The organism is Nocardia noduli (assembly GCF_019038455.1).
Lineage (GTDB): Bacteria > Actinomycetota > Actinomycetes > Mycobacteriales > Mycobacteriaceae > Nocardia > Nocardia noduli.
In genome coordinates, this window is sequence record NZ_JAFMPL010000038.1 from 44,008 (window position 1) to 63,328 (window position 19,321).

At 66.8% G+C, this 19,321-nt stretch carries 23 protein-coding genes, 1 tRNA gene and 1 pseudogene; 15 read left to right on the forward strand and 10 right to left on the reverse strand.

Annotated features, from left to right (window positions below):
• Nucleotides 1–76: 76 nt before the first annotated feature.
• Entirely contained in the window at nt 77–1,327 is a 1,251-nt protein-coding gene (locus JZ792_RS20930; protein ID WP_216912479.1) for a CaiB/BaiF CoA transferase family protein, read from the reverse strand.
• Nucleotides 1,328–1,393: 66 nt separating this feature from the next.
• Nucleotides 1,394–2,026 (reverse strand): TetR/AcrR family transcriptional regulator, encoded by a 633-nt coding sequence (locus JZ792_RS20935; RefSeq protein ID WP_216912481.1) that lies wholly within the window; start codon nt 2,024–2,026, stop codon nt 1,394–1,396.
• Nucleotides 2,027–2,157: 131 nt separating this feature from the next.
• On the opposite strand from JZ792_RS20935, the gene JZ792_RS20940 reads away from it, so the two are divergent.
• Entirely contained in the window at nt 2,158–2,751 is a 594-nt protein-coding gene (locus JZ792_RS20940) for a VOC family protein (protein ID WP_216912483.1), read from the forward strand.
• Nucleotides 2,735–3,373, forward strand: coding sequence for a carboxymuconolactone decarboxylase family protein (locus JZ792_RS20945; protein ID WP_216912485.1), 639 nt, complete (start codon nt 2,735–2,737; stop codon nt 3,371–3,373). The genes JZ792_RS20940 and JZ792_RS20945 overlap by 17 nt, the downstream gene beginning before the upstream one ends.
• Nucleotides 3,374–3,544: 171 nt before the next feature.
• On the opposite strand, the gene JZ792_RS20950 is transcribed toward JZ792_RS20945, so the two are convergent.
• Entirely contained in the window at nt 3,545–3,889 is a 345-nt protein-coding gene (locus JZ792_RS20950; RefSeq protein WP_405180229.1) for an ArsR/SmtB family transcription factor, read from the reverse strand.
• A gap of 115 nt (nt 3,890–4,004) precedes the next feature.
• On the opposite strand from JZ792_RS20950, the pseudogene JZ792_RS20955 reads away from it, so the two are divergent.
• From JZ792_RS20955 to JZ792_RS20970, 4 genes and pseudogenes are all read left to right on the forward strand, one after another.
• A pseudogene (locus JZ792_RS20955) lies at nt 4,005–4,646 on the forward strand (energy-coupling factor ABC transporter permease); the annotation flags it as partial.
• A gap of 51 nt (nt 4,647–4,697) precedes the next feature.
• Nucleotides 4,698–5,066 carry a PDGLE domain-containing protein gene (locus JZ792_RS20960; RefSeq protein ID WP_308165381.1) on the forward strand — a complete coding sequence of 123 codons (369 nt, stop codon included), beginning with the start codon at nt 4,698–4,700 and terminating at the stop codon, nt 5,064–5,066.
• Nucleotides 5,067–5,828, forward strand: a complete 762-nt coding sequence (cbiQ, locus tag JZ792_RS20965) for a cobalt ECF transporter T component CbiQ (protein ID WP_216912487.1) — start codon at nt 5,067–5,069, stop codon at nt 5,826–5,828.
• Nucleotides 5,813–6,538, forward strand: a complete 726-nt coding sequence (locus JZ792_RS20970; protein WP_216912516.1) for an energy-coupling factor ABC transporter ATP-binding protein — start codon at nt 5,813–5,815, stop codon at nt 6,536–6,538. Before cbiQ ends, JZ792_RS20970 begins: the two co-directional genes overlap by 16 nt.
• 148 nt (nt 6,539–6,686) lie before the next feature.
• On the opposite strand, the gene JZ792_RS20975 is transcribed toward JZ792_RS20970, so the two are convergent.
• Nucleotides 6,687–7,214, reverse strand: coding sequence for an AAA family ATPase (locus tag JZ792_RS20975; protein WP_216912489.1), 528 nt, complete (start codon nt 7,212–7,214; stop codon nt 6,687–6,689).
• Between the two features lie 88 nt (nt 7,215–7,302).
• On the opposite strand from JZ792_RS20975, the gene JZ792_RS43520 reads away from it, so the two are divergent.
• Both JZ792_RS43520 and JZ792_RS20985 read left to right on the forward strand, forming a co-directional pair.
• Nucleotides 7,303–7,587, forward strand: coding sequence for a hypothetical protein (locus JZ792_RS43520; protein WP_438804358.1), 285 nt, complete (start codon nt 7,303–7,305; stop codon nt 7,585–7,587).
• Complete coding sequence (locus JZ792_RS20985; RefSeq protein WP_216912491.1) at nt 7,584–8,600, forward strand: YdcF family protein; 1,017 nt, start codon at nt 7,584–7,586, stop codon at nt 8,598–8,600. The genes JZ792_RS43520 and JZ792_RS20985 overlap by 4 nt, the downstream gene beginning before the upstream one ends.
• Here JZ792_RS20985 and JZ792_RS20990 read toward each other — a convergent pair.
• Nucleotides 8,594–9,334 (reverse strand): SDR family oxidoreductase, encoded by a 741-nt coding sequence (locus JZ792_RS20990; protein ID WP_216912492.1) that lies wholly within the window; start codon nt 9,332–9,334, stop codon nt 8,594–8,596. The genes JZ792_RS20985 and JZ792_RS20990 overlap by 7 nt on opposite strands.
• A 125-nt stretch (nt 9,335–9,459) precedes the next feature.
• On the reverse strand, nt 9,460–10,857 hold the full coding sequence (locus JZ792_RS20995) for a WS/DGAT/MGAT family O-acyltransferase (protein ID WP_216912493.1): 1,398 nt from the start codon (nt 10,855–10,857) through the stop codon (nt 9,460–9,462).
• A gap of 270 nt (nt 10,858–11,127) precedes the next feature.
• Here JZ792_RS20995 and JZ792_RS21000 point away from each other — a divergent pair, with 270 nt between their 5' ends.
• The 3 genes from JZ792_RS21000 to JZ792_RS21010 are packed head-to-tail and all read left to right on the forward strand — an operon-like array spanning nt 11,128 to nt 14,937.
• Complete coding sequence (locus JZ792_RS21000; RefSeq protein ID WP_216912494.1) at nt 11,128–12,024, forward strand: metal-dependent hydrolase; 897 nt, start codon at nt 11,128–11,130, stop codon at nt 12,022–12,024.
• Nucleotides 12,021–13,124, forward strand: a complete 1,104-nt coding sequence (locus tag JZ792_RS21005) for a PDR/VanB family oxidoreductase (RefSeq protein ID WP_216912495.1) — start codon at nt 12,021–12,023, stop codon at nt 13,122–13,124. Before JZ792_RS21000 ends, JZ792_RS21005 begins: the two co-directional genes overlap by 4 nt.
• Before the next feature lie 31 nt (nt 13,125–13,155).
• Nucleotides 13,156–14,937, forward strand: a complete 1,782-nt coding sequence (locus tag JZ792_RS21010) for an SDR family oxidoreductase (protein WP_438804357.1) — start codon at nt 13,156–13,158, stop codon at nt 14,935–14,937.
• Here the strand turns inward: JZ792_RS21010 and JZ792_RS21015 are convergent.
• Nucleotides 14,934–15,461: a UCP032817 domain-containing protein gene (locus JZ792_RS21015; protein WP_308165380.1), complete on the reverse strand. Its 528-nt coding sequence runs from the start codon at nt 15,459–15,461 to the stop codon at nt 14,934–14,936. The two genes, JZ792_RS21010 and JZ792_RS21015, sit on opposite strands and share 4 nt — an antisense overlap.
• 85 nt (nt 15,462–15,546) lie before the next feature.
• Between JZ792_RS21015 and JZ792_RS21020 the strand changes: the two genes are divergently transcribed.
• The 3 genes from JZ792_RS21020 (at nt 15,547) to JZ792_RS21030 (ending at nt 17,291) form a co-directional block, all read left to right on the forward strand.
• Nucleotides 15,547–15,948, forward strand: a complete 402-nt coding sequence (locus tag JZ792_RS21020; protein WP_216912498.1) for a hypothetical protein — start codon at nt 15,547–15,549, stop codon at nt 15,946–15,948.
• Nucleotides 15,949–16,060: 112 nt separating this feature from the next.
• Nucleotides 16,061–17,056: a zinc-binding dehydrogenase gene (locus JZ792_RS21025; RefSeq protein WP_216912500.1), complete on the forward strand. Its 996-nt coding sequence runs from the start codon at nt 16,061–16,063 to the stop codon at nt 17,054–17,056.
• 67 nt (nt 17,057–17,123) lie between these two features.
• Nucleotides 17,124–17,291 carry a hypothetical protein gene (locus JZ792_RS21030; protein ID WP_216912502.1) on the forward strand — a complete coding sequence of 56 codons (168 nt, stop codon included), beginning with the start codon at nt 17,124–17,126 and terminating at the stop codon, nt 17,289–17,291.
• Between the two features lie 7 nt (nt 17,292–17,298).
• Here JZ792_RS21030 and JZ792_RS21035 read toward each other — a convergent pair whose 3' ends face one another.
• Nucleotides 17,299–17,730: a nitroreductase/quinone reductase family protein gene (locus JZ792_RS21035; protein ID WP_216912504.1), complete on the reverse strand. Its 432-nt coding sequence runs from the start codon at nt 17,728–17,730 to the stop codon at nt 17,299–17,301.
• 122 nt (nt 17,731–17,852) lie between these two features.
• Here JZ792_RS21035 and JZ792_RS21040 point away from each other — a divergent pair.
• Nucleotides 17,853–17,926, forward strand: a tRNA-Ile gene (locus JZ792_RS21040).
• A gap of 172 nt (nt 17,927–18,098) precedes the next feature.
• Here the strand turns inward: JZ792_RS21040 and JZ792_RS21045 are convergent.
• Nucleotides 18,099–18,422, reverse strand: a complete 324-nt coding sequence (locus tag JZ792_RS21045; RefSeq protein WP_216912506.1) for a hypothetical protein — start codon at nt 18,420–18,422, stop codon at nt 18,099–18,101.
• Between the two features lie 82 nt (nt 18,423–18,504).
• Complete coding sequence (locus JZ792_RS21050; RefSeq protein WP_216912508.1) at nt 18,505–19,182, reverse strand: site-specific integrase; 678 nt, start codon at nt 19,180–19,182, stop codon at nt 18,505–18,507.
• Between the last annotated feature and the right edge of the window lie 139 nt (nt 19,183–19,321).

Below are 19,321 nucleotides of genomic sequence, written 5' to 3' on the forward strand. Positions count from 1 at the left end.
GTGGCGACATCGGTCGCGGTCGGACCGATCGTGCCTTCGGCATCCGGACTGCCGGGCGGCCCCGCCGCGGTCGAATTCACGCGATCGTGCCCGCCGCGCGCAGTGCGGCCAGCCGTGCGCCGTCGTAGCCGAGCAGTTCGCCGAGAACCTCGTCGGTGTGGGTGCCCGGCCTGCTCGGGCCACCCCACCGGACGCCGCCGGGTGTGTCGCTGAGTTTGGGCACCACACCCACACCTCTCGCCGGTTCCGGATCGAACCCGGACTCGCCGGGTCCGACCGACGGGTCGCGGTGTTCGACGAACAGTTCGCGCGCGGTGAACTGCGGATCGACCAGCACCTCGGCGACGGTGTTGACCGGGCCCGCGACGACACCGAATTCGGTCAACAGGTCGATCAGGTCGGCGGCGGTGAATTTCCCCGCCCACGCCGCGATGATCTCGTCGAGTTCGTCCTGGTGTTCGCCGCGCGCGGTGTGGTTGACGTACTCGGGGTCCGACGCCAGTTCCGGTGTGCCCATCGCGGTGGCGAGCCGTCCGAAGACCGTGTCCTGGTTGGCCGCGATGATCACCCACAGCCCGTCCGCGGCGCGATACAGATTCGACGGCGCGATCCCGTCGAGGCGCGTGCCCGACGGCTGTCTGACGTGCCCGGTCTTGTGGTAATCGGGGACGGTCGACTCCTGAACGGCGAGTGCCGCCTCGGTGAGGGCGGCGTCGACGATCTGTCCGCGTCCGGTGCGTTCACGCGCGAGCAGTGCCGCGAGAACCCCTTGGCATGCGAAGAGTCCGGCGAGACTGTCGCCGAGCGACAGCGCGATCCGCGGTGGCGCCTGCCCGGGAAATCCGTTGAGGTGGCGCAATCCGCTGATCCCCTCGGCGACCGAGGCGTACCCGGGGCGCGCGGAATACGGTCCGGTCTGCCCGTAGCCCGACACCCGGGCCAGTACCAGCCGGGGTGAGATCGCGGCGAGGACGTCGTATCCGAGCCCCCAGCGTTCCAGGGTTCCGGGTCGGAAACTCTCCACCACCACATCCGCGGTGCGCACGAGTTCGAGGAAGATCTCGCGGCCCGCCTCGGTGCGCAGATCCACACCGACGCAGCGCTTGTTGCGGGCGTGCACGGCCCAGAAGTATTGGTGCCCGCCGGTGGCCTGACCCCATTCCCGCAGGGGATCGGGGCGGTCGGGCGCTTCGATCTTGACGACATCCGCGCCCATGTCACCGAGGAGCCTGCCGCAGTACGGACCCGCGATCAACGTCCCGAGTTCGAGCACGCGGTAACCGTCGAGCGGGCCGGGTGGGGTGTGTTCGTCCGGATCGATCGTCATGGGCTGTCTCCTCGCACCGGCGGCATAGTGGGATTTCTGTCGAGCGACACCCGACGACGCATCGGATCAGGGCCGCCGATCGAGGCCGAGCGCGCCGACGCACATGCGATCGAGGGTGTCCAGGACCGCCTGCTCGTCCGCGTCCTCGCCCTGGATCAGCCACAGGTAGAGGGTGTGATCGACCATCGCGGCCATCGCGCGGGCGGCCAGTTCCGGATCGAGATCGGCGCGCACCAGTCCGTCGGACTGCCAGCGGGCGATCGCGCGCGCCGTGCGATCGATGAGCAGGTGGCGATGGCGCTGACGCAGCAGGCGGAACTCGTCGTTGATCGTGGCGACCTGTTCGATGATCGCCATCATCGGCGCGTTGCGTCGATAGGCCCGGTAGTAGGCGCGATTCGACGCGATCAGCTTCTCGGCGGGGGAAAGGTCGGCCGCTGTCTGCTCGCGGCGATGCATGTCCTCGAACAACCGCGTGCTCAGCTCACCGAAGACGTCGTCCTTCGATTCGAAGTACCGGTAGAAGGTTCCGTAGGAGACGCCCGCCTCCTGGGCGATCTGCTCCACCCTGGCGTCGAGGAAGCCGACGGTTTCGAAGACCCGCCGGGCCGCGTCGAGCACGGCGTCGCGCGTCTTGCGGCCGCGTGGGGTCAGCGTGTCCACCGGGGCCGGTGCGCTATTGACAGCCGACTTCGCCACGGCTCAGACTTTCCACCAAGTTGACATGACTGTCAAGTCATCCACTGTCGAGTCGTCTGCCGTCGACCGTTCCCGCGATCGCGCCGTCGAATCGGTCGCATGCGGCAGCGGCGCTCACCGGAAGGACTCCCGTGAATTCGACCGATCCGAGATACGAACTTCAGGGCATCAACCACCTCGCCCTCGTGTGCTCCGACATGCGCCGCACGATCGAGTTCTACACCGGCACATTGGGTATGCCGCTGATCAAGACCATCGAACTGCCGGGGGATCTCGGACAGCATTTCTTCTTCGACTGCGGCAACGGCAACGCCCTGGCCTTCTTCTGGCTCGCCGACGCCCCCGACGCCGTCCCGGGAATCTCGGCACCGAGGGGACTGCCCGACGCGGGAGAACTCCTCAGCGCGGTGGGGTCGATGAATCACGTGGCCTTCACCGTGCCGCCCGAACGTTTCGACGAATACCACCGGCGGATGCGCGCCGAGGGGATCGAGGTCAGCCGTGTGCTCAACCACGACGACAGCCGGTACGGGGTGTCGCGCGAGGTCCATCCCGGGACCTTCGTCCGGTCGTTCTACTTCCGCGATCCCGACGGCATCCTGCTCGAATTCGCCTGTTGGACGCGAACCTTCACCGACGACGATGTCTCGCACGCACCGAGGACCGCCGCCGACCGCAACCCGCCCCACACCGAAAAGGAACAGCGCCATGCCCCGACTGCGTGAAGTGCCCCGCGCCGAAGTCACCGACCAGCGGATCCGGTACTTCTACGACCGGCTTTTCGGCCCCGACAGGGATCCCGCCGTCGACCACGGCACCGTCCACGCCACGCCCGGCGACTGGTGGACGGTCTTCGCGCAGTCGCCGGAGGTCTTCCGCCACGCCGTGCGCGGCTTCTCCGTATATCGCGACGCCACACTCGATTCCACGTTGCGCGAGCTAGGACAGTGCCGGGCCGGTTACGCCCGCGGCAGCCAGTTCGTCTTCTCCCAGCACTGCAAGCAGATGCGATCGCTCGGCGTGCCGGAGGAGACCATCGCGGCGATTCCGCACTGGCAGGTCGCCGATTGCTTCTCCCCGCTCGAACGAGCCGTGCTCGCCTACACCGACGCCCTCGTCTACGACGGCGGTCGGGTCGCCGACGCGGTCTTCGACGTACTGAAAACCCATCTGACCGACCGGGAGATCCTCGAACTCACCTACATCACCACCCTCTACGACATGCACGCCACCATCTGCCGGGCCCTGCGCCTGGAATACGACGACCGGCCCGAACCGGTCGAGGAAGTCCGATTGCCCGAAGGTGTGTCGGCACGCGATCTCTCGGAGGATCTGTCAGGGAATTGAGCGCCCACCGACGCGGGGCCGCCGGGTCGAGTCGTGAGACGGCCCCGAACCGGAGGGGGTGGTGGATGGTTCGGGGCCGTCGGATAATTGATCGCGGGCGTCGTCGCCGGGGTTAACAGCGGTGCGTGAATCACCTTCGCGCGCTGCGCTGTCCACCGCCCGGCGGACGGTTCAGTGTTCGGCGGCGTGGGTGGCGCCGATCCAGTGCAGGAGCTGGTGGATCGTCTCGTCGGCGAGGCGGTAGCGCACGATCCGTCCGGTCTTCGACGCGGTGACCCAGCCCTGATAGCGCAGCAGACGCAGCGCGTGCGAAGCCGCGGTCGCCGACATGCCCACCGCGGCGGCGAGGTCAGTGACGCTCTGGTCCGGGGTGTGGTGCAGGCAGACCAGCAGCCGGAGTCGGTTCGCGTCGGAGAGCAGTTCGAAGCGCCGCGCCCAGTGCTCGATACCGGCCGCGTCCAGGCCCGGCACTTCCGTGCGGGCGTCCTCGGGGTCCAGCTGGGGGCTCGGTGCCACGGTCCTGGTCTGCCGTTCTCTCCTCGATGGCCGGTCGACGCAATGTTCACATATCGGTTCACTTGAACATATATTGCGAGTATCGTCTGTGGGGGTGAACGACACCACCCTGGCGATGCATATGAGCGACGGCATCGTCGACGCACCGACCTCGCTGATCTTCGCGCTCGTCGCGCTCGCGGGGCTCGGCTACGCGGTGTGGCGGGCGCGCGCCGAACTGGACGAACGCGCGGCGCCGATGGCGGGTCTGGTCGCCGCGTTCATCTTCGCGGTGCAGATGGTGAACTTCCCGATCCTGCCCGGCGTGAGCGGTCACCTGCTCGGCGGCGCGCTCGCCGCGATCCTGGTCGGGCCCTACGTCGGGGCGTTGTGCGTGGCGATCGTGCTGATCGTGCAGGCACTGCTGTTCGCCGACGGCGGACTGACGGCGCTGGGGACGAACATCACGAATATGGCCCTCATCGGCGTGACCGTGGGCTACTTCGTCGCCCGCCGACTGCTGCCGGTCCTGGCGAAACGCGGCGGCGTCGGCGTGGTCGCGTTCGTCGCGGCGTTCCTCGGAACGATCTGTGCCGCCATGGGTTTCGTGGTCGAATACGCGATCGGCGGCGCGGCGGGATCCACCGTCGGCACCGTCGCCTGGTACATGTTCGCCACCCACGCGCTGATCGGCATCGGAGAGGGGATCATCACGGCGATCACGGTGGTCGCCGTCGTCAACGCCCGCCCCGACCTCGTCTACCTGCTCCGCGCCACCGAGCGCGCGCGGCGATCCCCGCGTCGCGTCGCGCTGTCGACGAACGGATTCCTGTTCGGTTTCGCCGCGGTCGCCCTGCTCGTGGCGGGAGTGTTGTCCTACGCGGCGAGTTCGCACCCCGACGGTTTGGACGCGACCACGCAACGCGGGTGCACGGTGGTCGACGTCGACGGAGCCGAGGAGTTGCGCGGCGAATGCATCGCGCAGAACACCCGGGATCACGCGCTGGCGCATTCGCCGCTGGCCGACTACACCATCGACGGTGACGACCGGCTCACCGGCATCGCGGGCGTGCTCGGTGTGGCCGCGGCCTTCGCCGCGCTGTTCGCTGTGGTGCGCGTCATCAGGGCGGGCACGAACAGTCGACGGGCCACGAGCGTCTCGCCCGGATCGAATCTGCCCGAACCGGAGTCGACCTAGGTGAGCACCGTCAGCCACCGGCTGTACCTGCCCGGCAGCTCGCCGGTGCACCGCGTTCCGGCCGAAGTGAAGATCGTGTGCGCCGTCGTCGCGGTCTTCGCCGTGGTCGCCACACCGCGCGAGCTGTTCTGGCCGTTCGCGGTGTACGCGGCCGGATTGTTCGCGCTGTGGTGGTCGGCGGGAATTTCGCTCCGCTGGATCGCCTCGCGGCTGCTGATCGAACTGCCGTTCGTCGTGCTCGCGGTACTGCTTCCGTTCGCGGCGGGGGAGCCGAGAACCACCTTCCTCGGAATGTCGCTGTCGACCACCGGTCTCTACGCCGCCTGGGGAATCATCGCGAAAGGCACTGTCGGAGTGGCGATATCACTGACCTTGGCGGCCACCACGAATATCAGGGAACTGCCGGGCGGGCTCAGCCGACTGCACGTGCCCGCCATGGTCGTCACGATCGTGGTGCTCATGCTGCGATACGTGGACGTGATCGCCGACGAGGCCGCCCGCATGCGCCTGGCCAGGATCTCGCGCGGTGACGACCCGCGCACGATCCGCCAGATAGGCGCGACCGCACGCGGTATCGGAAGCCTGTTCCTGCGCTCCTACGAACGCGGCGAGCGCGTCCATCTGGCGATGCTGTCGCGCGGATTCACCGGCAGCATCACCGAATTCGGCACCGAACCCGCGACCAGGAGACAGTGGTCGCTCGGCATCACGCCCGCCGTCGCCGCGATCTGTGTCTGCGCCTGCGCGTGGGTGCTGCCGTGACCGAGCCCGCGGCCGTGCGCCTGATCGGCCTGACCTACGCCTACCCCGACGGCACCGGCGCGTTGCACGGGGTCGATCTCGATATCGGAGCGGGAGAACGCGTCGCGGTACTCGGACCCAACGGCGCGGGCAAATCCACGCTGATGCTGCACCTCAACGGCGTGCTCACCGCGGCATCGGGCGAGGTGCACATCGGCGCGGTCCGCCTCGATCGGTCGACGGTGCGCGTCATCAGGCAGCGTGTCGGAGTCGTCTTCCAGGATCCCGACGATCAACTGTTCATGCCCACCGTCGAACAGGACGTCGCCTTCGGTCCCGCCAACTTCGGCCTGCGCGGCGAAATTCTCTCCGAGAGTGTGCGTTTCGCGCTCGACGCGGTCGGGATGTCGGACCGTGCCGACCGTTCACCGGCCCGGCTCTCGCTCGGCGAACGCCGCCGTGCCGCACTCGCCACCGTCCTGGCATGCCGCCCCGAAGTACTCGTCCTCGACGAACCGGCGGCCAACCTGGACCCGGTGGCCCGCCGCGAACTCGCCGACATCCTGCTCGCCCTCCCGACCACCCTGGTCCTGGTCACCCACGACCTGCCGTACGCGCAGCGTGTCTGCGATCGCGCGGTCGTTCTCGACGCCGGCCGCATCGTCGCCGACGGACCCATCGACAAGATCCTCGGCGACGAGGAATTGCTGGCCGCACATCGGCTGAGTTGAGATCGGGCGGTCGTTCCGGATGCGGTTCACGTCGTGGCCGACGCGCCCGTTGGCAAGATTCTCGGTGACGAGGAGTTGTCGGCCGCGCATCGCTCGAGTTGATCGCGACCCGACGGGCCCGGCGCGCTGCGCTATGTCATCGCCCCGATCAGGAAGACCATGGCCGCGCCTGCTCGAGGATTCGATCGACGGTCTCCGCGACGGACAGATCGGTCGTATCCAGCCACAGACCCAGCCGCGGCGTCCCCTCCCGCAACGCGCTGTCCAGCGCTTCGACGGTGAACGTCCCGTAGGCGGATTTGTCCCGCGCGGCTTCACGCGCCGCGACGGCGGAGGGTCGCGGCGCGAGTACGACGACGTAGAGCGGCCGCGTACGGATCAATCCGATGGTGAACGGCAGGAACTCACCGAGCACGACATCCTGCACGACCGCCGTGAACCCGGCATCGGCGTAGCCGTCCGCGGTACGCGCCGCCAACCGGTGCCGCAACCGCAACTGCTCGACAGCTTCGGCGCTCGGTTCCCCCGACATCTCCGCCCGCCCACCGACCACGAAACGCCGAAAGACATCCCCGCGCACATGCGCCGACCGCGGCAGCCGCTCGGCCAGCGCCTGCGCGACGGTGGACTTCCCCGCGGCCTGTATGCCGGTGATCAGATAGACGGCTGCGGACATCCACCGATCCTCTCGAGTCCCGAGCACTGCCTGCCACCCATTTTCCGGACTCTATTTCGCCGAGGCCTCCCGCGCGGACCCGGAGACGATCAGAGCCATGTACCCGCGGCTGGACGAATGGCGCGCGGTGCGTGACGCCGTCGACCCGGAGCGGGTATTCGGCTCGGACCTCTCGCGGCGGTTGCGGTTGGTGGTGGATCGAACGGTACGGCCTGCACGGACAATCACGGCGGGAACTCGCGGGAACCTGTCGCCGGGGGCGGCGAATGTCCGCCCAGGCCGGGTCACGGTGCATCACACGTTCACCCGCGCGTTGCCGCACCCCACCTCCACCCGGACTCGCGCTGACACCCCGCGTACCGTGGCGAGGTGATATTGCTCGCCATCGGCCTGGTCATGTTCGGTGTGTTCGCGGCGCGGTTCCATACCGATCGGCGTCGGCTCGGCAATGGCGTGTTCCTGCTACTCGGTGCCCTCTTCGCGGGGGTGTCGCTGGTCACCGCGGCGGGTGACGGGATGCTGCGGTTGCTGGCGGTGGTGGTGATCGTTCTTTCGCCGGTGGCGGTGTTGACGCTGGCGGGGCTGCTGGTCGGGAACGGCGTGCAGATGGTGGCCCGCGAGGGGTTGCGTCTCCCGAATGTGTTGTCGCTGGGTGCGGGGCTCGTACTCTTGTTTCCCTATGTTCTCTTCGTGACAGCCGTTGTCGCCGAAAGTATTTGGATCGCGGTCGGGGCGGCGTCGCTCACCCTGGTGATCGGCTACTTCGGCCTGTCGCTGATCGCCTTCCTGGTCTATGCCTTCCTCTACGGACGGCTCGGCTACCAGCCGGGGATGGACGCCATCGTCGTGCACGGCGCGGGTCTGGACGGCGGACGGGTGCCGCCGTTGCTCGCCTCGCGGCTGGATCGCGCGCTCGCGGTCTTCCGGGCCGAATTCGATTCGGGCAGAAGCCCGGTCGTGGTGACCAGCGGTGGGAAGGGGCCGGACGAGGAGGTTTCCGAGGCCCTCGCCATGTCGACATACCTGGTCGAGAACGGTCTGCCTCCGGAAAAGGTCGTACACGAGGACCGGTCGACCAATACCAACGAGAACCTGCTGTTCACCGCGGAGTTGCTGGGCGATCGCGGTGGGAGCACGCGAATGGTGTTGGTCACCAGCAATTTCCACATCTTGCGCACCGCGATCCTGGCTCGCAGACTCGAACTGGACGCGGAAGTCGTCGGCGCGCGCACCGCGTACTACTACCTGCCCAGCGCCGTCCTACGCGAATTCGTCGGGCTGATCGTCGAATACAAGTGGATGAATACGACCGCGTGCCTGGCCCTGCTGGCGCTACCGCCCCTCGTGGTTCTGACGGTCGGAGTTCCCTGGGTGTCGGCTCACTGACTCTTGTGCGGCACGCCGACGGTGAGACCGCCGTCGATGATGAATTCCGAACCGGTGGAATACGAGGATTCGTCGGACGCCAGGAAGGTGACCAGGGCCGACACCTCGGACGGATCGGCCGCCCGAGCCAAGGGGATCTGGAGGAAGTCCGGCGGAATCCCCTCGGTCATGGGGGTGCTGATGAATCCGGGATGCACCGAGTTGACGCGAATCCCGTACTGGGCCAATTCGAGTGCCGCGGATTTCGTGAGTCCGCGCACCGCGAATTTGGTAGCCGTGTAGCCGTGCAGTCCAGGGCTGCCGCGCATGCCTTCGATCGAGGAGATGTTGACGATCGAACCGCCGCGCGCCTCGATCATGCCCGGTGTCACCGCCTGCATACCGAGAAAGGTGCCGGTCAGGTTGATATCGAGGATGCGCTGCCATTCGGAGAGTTCGAAATCGACCAGCAGATTGCCGTTGACGATGCCCGCGTTGTTCACCAGCACATTCGGCGCGCCGAAACGACGGGTGGTTTCGGCGACGGCATCGAGCCACTGCTGTTTGTCACGCACATCGAGGTGGACGTAGGCGGCGTTGTCGCCGAGTTTCTCGGCCAGCGCGGCGCCCTCGTCATCGAGGATATCGCCCAGCACCACGCGGGCGTCGTGACCGATCATCGCCTCGGCGTGCGCCGCGCCCATGCCGCGGGCCGCACCGCTGATCAATGCCACTTTGCCGGTCAATCGCCCCATTGCGAACCTCCGTCGGTCTGTCTCGTACGCACTTCTGGAACACGTTACAGATATGCCGCGTGCGGAGGGGCATCCGTGCCATTCGCAGGGCGTAGGACGGCGGTGGCGGACAGGACGGCGTGCGCCTACGACGATTCGGCTGCCGCGACGAGCAATTCGTCGATCACGTCGGGTACCGCGTCGGCGAGCGCGCCGATATCGGGCACCAGTTCCCGGCATCCGATGAAACCGAAATCGAGATTCCCGTTGTTGGACAGCACGGTGACGGTGAGCCCCGCGCCGTGGAAGACCGGGCCGAACGGATACATGCCCTCCACCTTCAGTCCGAGGAAGTACAGGGGCATGGGCGGTCCCGGCACATTCGAGACGACCAGGTTGTGCACGACCGGATGGAATTCGGCCAGTCGCAGCGCGGAATACATCCGCGCCGCCAGTTGGAACGTGTTGGGTGGCGCGTATTCCGACCAGTCCTGGAGGAAATCCGCGCCGATCGTCTCGTGTTCGCTCTTGGCGTGCCGATTCGCCGCCGACACCGCGCGCAGCCGTTCGGCGTGATCGTCGATTTCGGTGCCGAGTTCGGCGAACAGCGAGGACACCTTGTTGATGCCCTCGGAATGCCGGGACTTGTCGTGGACCGACACCGGGACCGAGGCGATGAGTGAGCGATCGGGCAACTCGTCGTGTTTATCCAGGTAGGTGCGCAGGATGCCGCCGATCACCGTCATCACGACATCGTTGACCGTCACCCCGAACGCCTTCTTGATCCGTTTGACGGAATCGAGGTCCGATTCGACGAACGCCACGGCGCGGTCCGGGCCGATGGCCTTGTTGAAGGGTGTGCGGGGCGCGGTCAACGGCAGGGCCATGCCCTGCTCGTTGTTGTGCCGCCGCCGCGCGAAACCGGCGAGCATGCCGAGGGTTTTCGGCACCATGCCGACGACTCCCGCCCGGCCGGGAAAGCGGACGACGGCGTCGGTCAGCAATTTCCAGGTCGCGGGCTGCGGTTCGGCCTCCCATTTCTCGGTCGGCACGGCCTGGTCGGCGTCGGGTTCCGTATCGCACAGCTGCATCAGCATGTCGGCACCGGTGATGCCGTCGACGGTGGCGTGGTGATATTTGCAGAGCACCGCGATCCTGCCGTTCTCGAGCCCTTCGACGACGTGCATCTCCCACAGGGGACGTTCGCGATCCAACGGTGTGCTCGCGATCTCGCCGACCGTGTCGGCCAATTCGTCCTTGCCGCCGGGAGCCGCGATCTGCCACCGGTGGAGATGACCGTCGAGTTCGAATTCGGGGTCCTCCACCCACACCGGATGGTCAAGGTTGAGCGGGACCTCGCGCATGCGGCGGCGCATCTGCGGGATCAGGGGGAGTCTTCGGTCCAGGTGTTCGCGGAATGCGTCGAAGGAGTACGCGGCACCGTCCGTGGCCGGATCGAGTAGCAGCAGTGCGCAGATGTGCAGGTGCTGCGTTTCGGTCTCGAGGTAGAGGAAGCTGGCATCCAATCCGGTTAATCGTTCCATAGCGAAATCCTACTAGAACGTGTTCTAGTTTTTGGTCGAACGGCTGCGTGATCGATCACAGTGGACGGGCTCCATTTCTCGCTGTGTGATTACCCTCTCGCAACGACCCCAATCCGTATGAGTTGCGATATCGAGTCGCGACAACATGTGTGTTACTCGCGGTTCTATATATGCGTATGATCGTTGATACAGTCACGCGGCGAGACGCAGTGTCGCGATCGTGGCCGCCGGTGCGGTCGCCGCGTGGATGGGTGAGATCGAGGAGTACCGATGAAGCTACTTCGCTGGGGTGAGCAGCGGCCGGAGACCGATCCCGGTGAGGTCGCCCTGCACGCGCGCAACGTCCGGTTCGACTGGTCGGATACCCCGCTGCACTGGATGCCGTCCGAACCGATCGCCTCGCACCTGATCAACGCGCTGAACCTGCTGTTGCCCGAAGGCGAGCGCATGTTCTGCGCCGCCTATTCCGAGGCGCTGCCGTACGTGAAGGACGACAAACTCCGCGAGGCGATGCTCGGTTTCATCGGCCAGGAATCCATGCACGCCGAAACGCACGATCGGGTGCTGCGCGAGGTGTTCGCCGCCAACGGCGTCGATCCACTGCCGTATGTGCGTCAAGCCGAATACCTCTTCCGCAAGACCTTGGGTTCGAGCGACGTCGACGGCGCGGTGGGGGACCAGCAACTCGTGGAGCGGCTCGCGATCATCGCCTGCCTCGAGCATTTCTTCGCCTACCTCGGTGACTGGGTGCTCAATGCCGATCTGGAGAAATTCGACGCCGACCCACGGGTGGCCGATCTGTTCCGCTGGCACGGGGCGGAAGAGGTCGAACATCGGCACGTCGCGCACGACGTCGCGGTGTATTTCGGCGCGGGCTACCTGCGGCGCGCGGCGGTCATGAGTCTGGTCTTCCCCGTCTTCCTGACCCTGGTCGTGCGCGGTACCAAATTCATGGTCCACCAGGACCCCGCGCTACCCGATCTCGGCTACCCCCGCCTGCTCACCCGCGTCTTCGGCGCCATGTGGCGGGGCACGTTGCCCGGAATGCCTTCACTGCTGCGCAGCGCGCTGTCGACCTTCGAACCCGGCTACAACCCGGAATCGGTGGGTTCGACCGCCCAGGCCGTCGCCTACCTGGCGACATCACCCGCCGCGCGGGCCTCGTGAGCCCGCGGCCCGTCCCCGAACAACTGCCGACCGATCTGTTCGGCAGACGCGAGCGTGACCGCGCGGTCCGCGTGCTCGACGCCGTCGCGACGGCGCGGCTGAAATGGACGACGATCGTCAACCGCCGTGAGGTCGGAACCCCCGAACGCGACCGCAGGCAGGCCCTCGTGGTGACCGATCGGAGGATCGAGGCCCGCGACCAGGACGTCGTCAGCCTGCGGCTGGAAGCTCCCGATCGCGGGGAACTGCCGCGCTGGCGACCCGGCGCGCACCTCGATCTGGAACTGCCGTCCGGACGGCTCCGCCAGTACTCGCTGTGCGGCGACCCGGCCGACCGGCACGGCTACCGGATCGCCGTGCGCCGCATCCCCGAGGGCGGCGGCGGTTCGGTCGAAGTCCACGACGACTTGATCCCAGGCACACCCCTCGTGGTGCGCGGCCCGCGCAACGCCTTCCCCTTCGCGCTCCCGGGATACGGATCACCCTCCACCCGAGTGCATTTCGTCGCCGGTGGCATCGGCATCACCCCGATCCTGCCGATGGCGCGCCTGGCTCGGCGACTCGGCCTCGACTGGTCCATGGTGTACACCGGCCGCAGCCGCGACACCATTCCGTTCCTCGACGAAATCGCCGGATTCGGTACAAGGGTGACCATCAGGACCGACGACGAGCACGGACTACCCGACGCGGCGGCCCTGCTACCCGGCGTCGACGCCACGACCGCCGTCTACTGCTGCGGGCCGACCCCGATGACCACCGCCGTCGCCGCCGCACTGCGCGACCGGCGTGTCGAACTGCATTCCGAGCGGTTCTCGCCGCCGCCGATCGTCGAAGGGCAACCCTTCGAGATCGAAATCGCCTCCACCGGTGAGGTATTCGAAGTCGCCGCAGACCGCTCCGCGCTCGACGCGATACTGGAGCGTCGCCCGGATCGGCCGTACTCGTGCCGCCAGGGCTTCTGCCGCACCTGCACGGTGCGCATACTGGCGGGTGAACCGGAACATCGCGAATCCGTACTCACCGCGGCCGAGCACGCCGCGGGTGACATGCTCGTCTGCGTGTCGCGCGCCGAGGGTGGGCGTTTGGTGCTCGACCTGTGACGACATCGGTGCACACCAGGGGAATCAGGAGATGACGGCAATGACGACAACCGATATCGACGAGGCGGTCACCGAACGGGTTGTGCGCAACGACGGATTCGAGATCGCCGCCTACGAGTACGGTGACCCGGCCGCGGAAACCGTCGTCCTGGTGCACGGATGGCCCGATACCCACCACCTCTGGGACGCGGTGGTACCGCTGCTGGCCGAGCGATTCCACGTGGTCACCTACGACACCAGGGGACACGGGCGATCCACCCGTACCGACCGCGCCGCCGACTACCGTCTCGAGGCGCTCGCCTCCGATTTCTTCGCCGTCGCCGACGCGGTCAGCCCGGATCGACCGGTGCACGTCCTCGCCCACGACTGGGGCTCGATCCAGGTATGGGAAGCCGTCTGCGAACCCGGCGCCGACGCGCGGGTCGCCTCGTTCACCTCGGTATCCGGTCCGAACCTCGATCATCTCGGAAAGTGGGTGCGCGCCAAGCTCTCTCGGCCGACCCCGCGCAACCTGTGGCAGCCGTTCACCCAACTGCTGTCCTCGGGTTACACCGTCTTCTCCATGACACCGGGACTCGACCGGATCTTCCGCATGGTCGCGCAGGAGAATCGCTGGCAGCGGATCGTGTCGATCATGAACGACACCCCGGCCGCGAACATCTCCCTCGGCCCGACCTTCCGGCGCGACGCGATCGAGGGCCTGCTCATCTATCGGGCCAACATCCTGCCGCGCATGCTCGCCCCGCGTGAGCGCAGGACCGAGGTGCCGGTCCAGTTGATCGTCGCCGGTCGTGACGTCGCGATCCGGCCCGCGGGCTACGACGACGCGCACAAGTGGGTGTCACGGCTGTGGCGTCGCGATGTGCCCGCCGGACACTGGATGCCGTTCTCCCACCCGGAACTGCTCGCGACCGCGACCACCGAACTGATCGACGCGATCCGCGACGGCGTCACGCCCAGGGGTCTCCGCCGCGCCGAAACCGACAGCGACAAAGGACGTTTCGAAGATCAACTGGTCGTCATCACCGGAGCGGGCAGCGGAATCGGTCGTGAGACCGCGCGAGCCTTCGCCCGCCGCGGCGCCGAGATCGTGCTCTCCGATATCAACCTGGACGCCGCGAAGGAAACCGCGGAACTGATCGTCGCCGACGGCGGGGCGGCGCACGCCTACCAGCTCGACGTCGCCGACGAGGAACAGGTCCGGTCGCACGCGAGCGAGGTCGGCACGGTGCACGGCGTGCCCGACATCCTGATCAACAACGCGGGCATCGGCCAAGCGGGCGGATTCTTCGACACACCGTCCGCCGAATTCGACCGGGTCATGCGGATCAACCTCGGCGGCGTGGTGAACGGCTGCCGGGCCTTCGGCGCCGCGATGGCGGCCAGAGGTCTCGGCGGACATATCGTCAATGTGTCCAGCATGGCCGCCTACAGCCCGCAACAGGGCTTCAGCGCGTATTCGACCAGCAAGTCGGCGGTATTCATGTTCTCGGACTGCCTGCGCACGGAACTGGCCGGGCGCGGGATATCGGTGCACACCGTCTGCCCCGGAGTCGTACATACCAATATCGTCTCGACCACCACGTTCTCCGGCGTAAGCGCCGAAGAGGAGAAGCGCAGACAAGCCCGCTACGACGATCTCTACCGCAGACGGCGCTACACACCGGACAAGGTCGCCGAACAGATCGTGCGCGCCGTCGAACGCGACCGCAGCATCGTCCCGATCACCCCCGAGGCCCGGCTGCAACTCCAGATCAGCCGCTTCGCGCCCGCCGCTTTCCGGTTCGTCGCCGCGCGGGTGAAACTCACCTAGTCGACGGCGGCCGGCCGCCCGAGTTCCGCCTCGATCGCGGCCACCCGTCGCGCGTCGATTCCCCATGGGTGATCGACGCCGACCCGGCGGTCCAGATCCCACAGCACGCAGTCCTCGCCCGGTTTCGCCACCAGCGACCAGGCCACCACCGTGCGGCCGAGCTGTTCGGTCATCGAGCCGTTGGACCCGCCCGAGGTCGCGCCGGAGACGACGAAATCGTCGCCGTCGGGGAAATGGTGCAGGAACCGCCCGTAGGCGGCCGTGCAGAAGGCCCCGTACCGCTGCGTGCACAGGATCAGCCCGTGCCACGCCTCGTCCACCGCGTGCGACGGCATACCGACCACCTGGCCGTCGCGCATCGCCGCGCCGCAGCAGCGCAACCATTGACGCAATCCGGTCTCGACCAGCTCCCGAGGCTGCCACGGGCAGGTCTTGAAGACCGCTTCGGGGAGTTCGAGTGCCGCCACAGCCCGATCGACCTCGCCCAGATCGATCCGGCGCCGCTCCCTGGTTCGAAAAAGCACCACGACTCACTGTACGGCGGCGCGGGCGCGCCGCAGCGGGATCGGCCACACGGACGTCGAGAGCGAACGCGGTTACCATTCCGGCATGGTGCTGGTTCTCGTCATCCTGGTGATCGCGCTGCTGCTGGTCGGCGGCATCATCGCCTTCGTCGTCTACATGATCAACCAGGCGACCGGGCAGTTCCGCGACGGCGCGGCGCGTTTCGGAGCCGGGCACGGTCCCTGGTCGGCGAGCGGTTCGGGTGCCGAATTCGATTCCGGCTCCGGAACATTCTGGGGCGGCTCGGGTGACAACTGGACCGGCGGCAACCACGGTGGGCATCACGACGGCCACCACCACGGATGCGGTGGCGGCGGCAGCGCGAGCAGTTGCGGCGGGGGAAGCGGCAGTAGCTGTAGCGGCGGCAGCAGCAGTTCGTGTGGTGGCGGCAGCAGTAGTAGTAGCTGTGGTGGCGGCAGTAGCAGTAGTTGCGGCGGCGGATCCTGATCCGACCCCACATTTCGCGCCGAGCGAAATCCGCCCGTAGCGTTTGACCTCGAGTCCGCTTCAGGTTCCATGCTGGTTGTTGTCAGCGACAAGGAATCGTAGGAGGCAGACCATGCGGGCAGTCCACGTGACGCAATTCGGCGGACCGGAAGTACTCGAGGTGCGCGAGGTACCGGAACCGGTTGCCGAGCCAGGGGAAGTGATTGTCGCCGTGGCAGCGGCCGACGTGATGTTCCTCGACGCCCGGTTGCGAAGTGGTTGGGGCACGGACTATTTCGCTGTCGAACCGCCGTACGTCCCCGGTGGAGCGGTCGCAGGCGTCGTCACCGAGGTCGGGCCCGACGTCGACCCGGCGTGGATCGGCAAACGCGTCGCCACCGCGACGGCCGCCAGCGGAATCGGCGGCGGACTGCCGATCGGCGGCTACGCCGAACGCGCGGCGGCCAAAGCACGAACCCTGATCGAAATCCCCGACCCACTCACCTTCGCCCAAGCCGTCGCGTTGACCCACGACGGCAAGACCGCTCTGGCGATATTCGACCGGGCCGCACCGCGACCGGGCGAATGGGTACTCATCACCGCGGCAGGCGGCGGTCTCGGCACCCTGCTCATCCAATTCGCCCGCGCCGCAGGCGCACACGTCATCGCGGCCGCAAGAGGTTCGGCCAAACTCGAACTCGCCGAACGTCTCGGCGCCGACGTCGTCGTCGACTACTCCGAGCCCGACTGGGTCGACAAGGCGCGTGCCGCCACCGGCGGTTCCGAGGTGAACATCGTGCTCGACGGCGCCGGCGGCGCACTCGGCGCGAATGCCACCGACGCACTCGCCGACGGCGGCCGCTTCATCGGATACGGTTCAGCCGCAGGAAATTTCGCAGACCTGGACCGAGAAGCTCTGGCCGCCCGCCGAATCGTCGCACTCGGCCTGTTCGATATCACCGGCGACGACACCGACTGGCACGCCCTCGCCGAACGCGCACAGTCCGCCGTCGCCGCCGGGGAGATCGAAGTGGTCATCGGCCAGACCTTCCCCCTCGACCGCGCGACCGACGCGCACACCGCCATCGACGATCGAACCGCCTTGGGACGCACCCTGCTGACAAACTGAGCATCCCCGATTTGTGACCTGTCATCGAGATTCCCTGCGGCAATTCGGCGACCGTTAATGTGCGTCGGTGCACACACTGATCGTATTCGCCGTGATCATCGCCGTACTCATCCTGGTCTTCGCCGTCGTCCGCTACGCGAGCAAGCCCCCGAACGACGTAAACCATTGGGAGCGACCAAATCCCGCCGACAGCGCGGACTACGGCTACGACCACCCCCGAGGCGTCGGCCGCTGAAAATCGTTCAGCGAGCCGGCGTCAGCACCACCACCGCGATCGGTCGCTTCGTCTGCTTCTGATACTCCGTGTACCGCCCCTGATTAACCTCGTCCACGATCCGCCACCGTCGCTCGTAATCCGGATCATCGGGATACGTCGCCCGCGCCGTCACCGTGATCCTGCTCGTCCCGACCTGAATCTCGCACAGCGGCTCCGCCTTCGCGTTCGCCAACCACCCCGGCGGCCGCGGCGACCCACCGTTCGACGCCGTCACCAGATAATCGTCCCCGTCCCGACCGTACGTCAGCGCCGACGTACGGTCGACCCCCGTCTTACGCCCCACCGTCCGCAACAACAACGTCGGATTACCGAACAACACCCGATGCCCCACCACCCCCCGGCTGTGCTCGTACACCCACTGATGCGCCTTCAACACATTCACGAACACGCCACCCATGACCCCGGCCCTCCAGATTCGTCGAGGATACCGGGCCACCCTATCCACTCCCCGGTATCCGAGTGGTGCACGCCCCGCCGGAGCCGGTAGCATCCCCACCGCCGCGATAGCATCGCGGAACAGGGGCGGTAGCTCAGTCGGTTAGAGCCGTGGACTCATAATCCATTGGTCGCGGGTTCGAGCCCCGCCCGCCCCACAAACAGCCTGGTCACAGGCTTGCCCTCTGGTTGCAGACCGGGCGAAAACCGCCCAACTCTCCATTTTCAACTGGAAGCATTCCTCTGTACGTGCACGGTTTCAGGTGATCCAGACGCTGGATCACCTGAAACCGGATGTTTGCTACACAAGCGGTCGTCGTCTGTGTTCGGTCATGTTCGATCTGTCTGCACGGTGTTGTCGCGTTCCTCGGGCAAGGCGAAGGCATCGAACCGGTGGCGGGCATCGGGACCGCGGTGGGTGCGTTGAATGTAGTGGCGTCGCGTGACCTCTTCGGTATTGCCGAGCTGTGCGGCGGCCACGCCGATGTCGGACTGTCCGCCGTCGGCGTCCTCGGCCAATGTGGTGCCGACGGTCTTGCGTGCCGCGTGCGGGTTCTGCGGGATGTCGGTGACCCCGATGCGGTCGAGTGCCCGCTTCATCTGTTTGCGGGCATTGCGTGGATCGCGCAGGGTGCCCAGGGCGGACGGGAACACCAGATCATCAGGTTCGTGGGGGAGTTGGTCGCGTCGGGCAATCAGCCGCGTGATGGCCCAGTCCGGCAGCAGGAGGCGGCGTTTACCGTTCGGGCCGCCTTTGGGATGGAGGCTGGATGATCAGGCCCTCGTGCTTGACGCGAATAACGGTTCCCTCGATGAGCACGGTCGGTTTGGCGGAGTCGAGGTCGAAGTGTTTCCACTTCAACGCCATCGCCTCGCCGATGCGGCATCCGGTGGCCAGGAGGAAGTCCACGAGGTCGGCGATGCCGTTGAGTAGGGCACGTCTATCGGTGTGTAGACCCGCGCGAATGCGCTGCACCTCATCCAGCGACCACGCCACCACCGGCTTGTCCTCGACCTTGATCGCGGCAAGCAGCTTGACGATGTTGCCCGCGCTGGCGCCGTAGCGGCTTGCCAGCGTCCACATTCCAGACAGGCAGGTCTTGGCGAGTTTGGCTGTGGGCTTGCCGATCTCGTCGGAGATGTCTTCGAGTGTCACCTCCAGGGTTTGGGTGGTGCACTCACTGATAGTGAGTTTGCCGATGCGTGGAGCGAGGTGCAGCTCCAGAATCTCGAGATAGCGGCGTTTGGTGTTCCGCGACAGCTTGGATCGTTCGACTTTCGTCTTCCACTGCTCGATAAGGCGATCGACGACCGTGTCTGCGGTGATGTCGGATTTCGACGGCGTCACCCGCTTGTTCAGCTTCTCCTGAAGGGCGGCGATGGCTCGCGGCCGAGACTTGCCGGTCGCGGTCACCGGCCGTAGTGCTGACCGGTCCCCGATGACGAGACCACTTGGGAATAGAGTCCGGGTTGTTTCGTTCGGATTCAGTTGGTCCCGCAGGCCACCGGGTGGTGGGTGTGGGTGCAGGCCGCAGCGTACTCGGCCGGTGTCC

Excerpts from the sequence above, each read along its gene's own strand:
- JZ792_RS20930 (WP_216912479.1), bottom strand. The coding sequence starts at position 1,327 with ATGACGATCGATCCGGACGAACACACCCCACCCGGCCCGCTCGACGGT.
- JZ792_RS20945 (WP_216912485.1), top strand. The coding sequence starts at position 2,735 with ATGCCCCGACTGCGTGAAGTGCCCCGCGCCGAAGTCACCGACCAGCGG.
- JZ792_RS20975 (WP_216912489.1), bottom strand. The coding sequence starts at position 7,214 with ATGTCCGCAGCCGTCTATCTGATCACCGGCATACAGGCCGCGGGGAAG.
- JZ792_RS20990 (WP_216912492.1), bottom strand. The coding sequence starts at position 9,334 with ATGGGGCGATTGACCGGCAAAGTGGCATTGATCAGCGGTGCGGCCCGC.
- JZ792_RS20995 (WP_216912493.1), bottom strand. The coding sequence starts at position 10,857 with ATGGAACGATTAACCGGATTGGATGCCAGCTTCCTCTACCTCGAGACC.
- JZ792_RS21000 (WP_216912494.1), top strand. The coding sequence starts at position 11,128 with ATGAAGCTACTTCGCTGGGGTGAGCAGCGGCCGGAGACCGATCCCGGT.
- JZ792_RS21010 (WP_438804357.1), top strand. The coding sequence starts at position 13,156 with ATGACGGCAATGACGACAACCGATATCGACGAGGCGGTCACCGAACGG.
- JZ792_RS21020 (WP_216912498.1), top strand. The coding sequence starts at position 15,547 with ATGGTGCTGGTTCTCGTCATCCTGGTGATCGCGCTGCTGCTGGTCGGC.
- JZ792_RS21025 (WP_216912500.1), top strand. The coding sequence starts at position 16,061 with ATGCGGGCAGTCCACGTGACGCAATTCGGCGGACCGGAAGTACTCGAG.
- JZ792_RS21035 (WP_216912504.1), bottom strand. The coding sequence starts at position 17,730 with ATGGGTGGCGTGTTCGTGAATGTGTTGAAGGCGCATCAGTGGGTGTAC.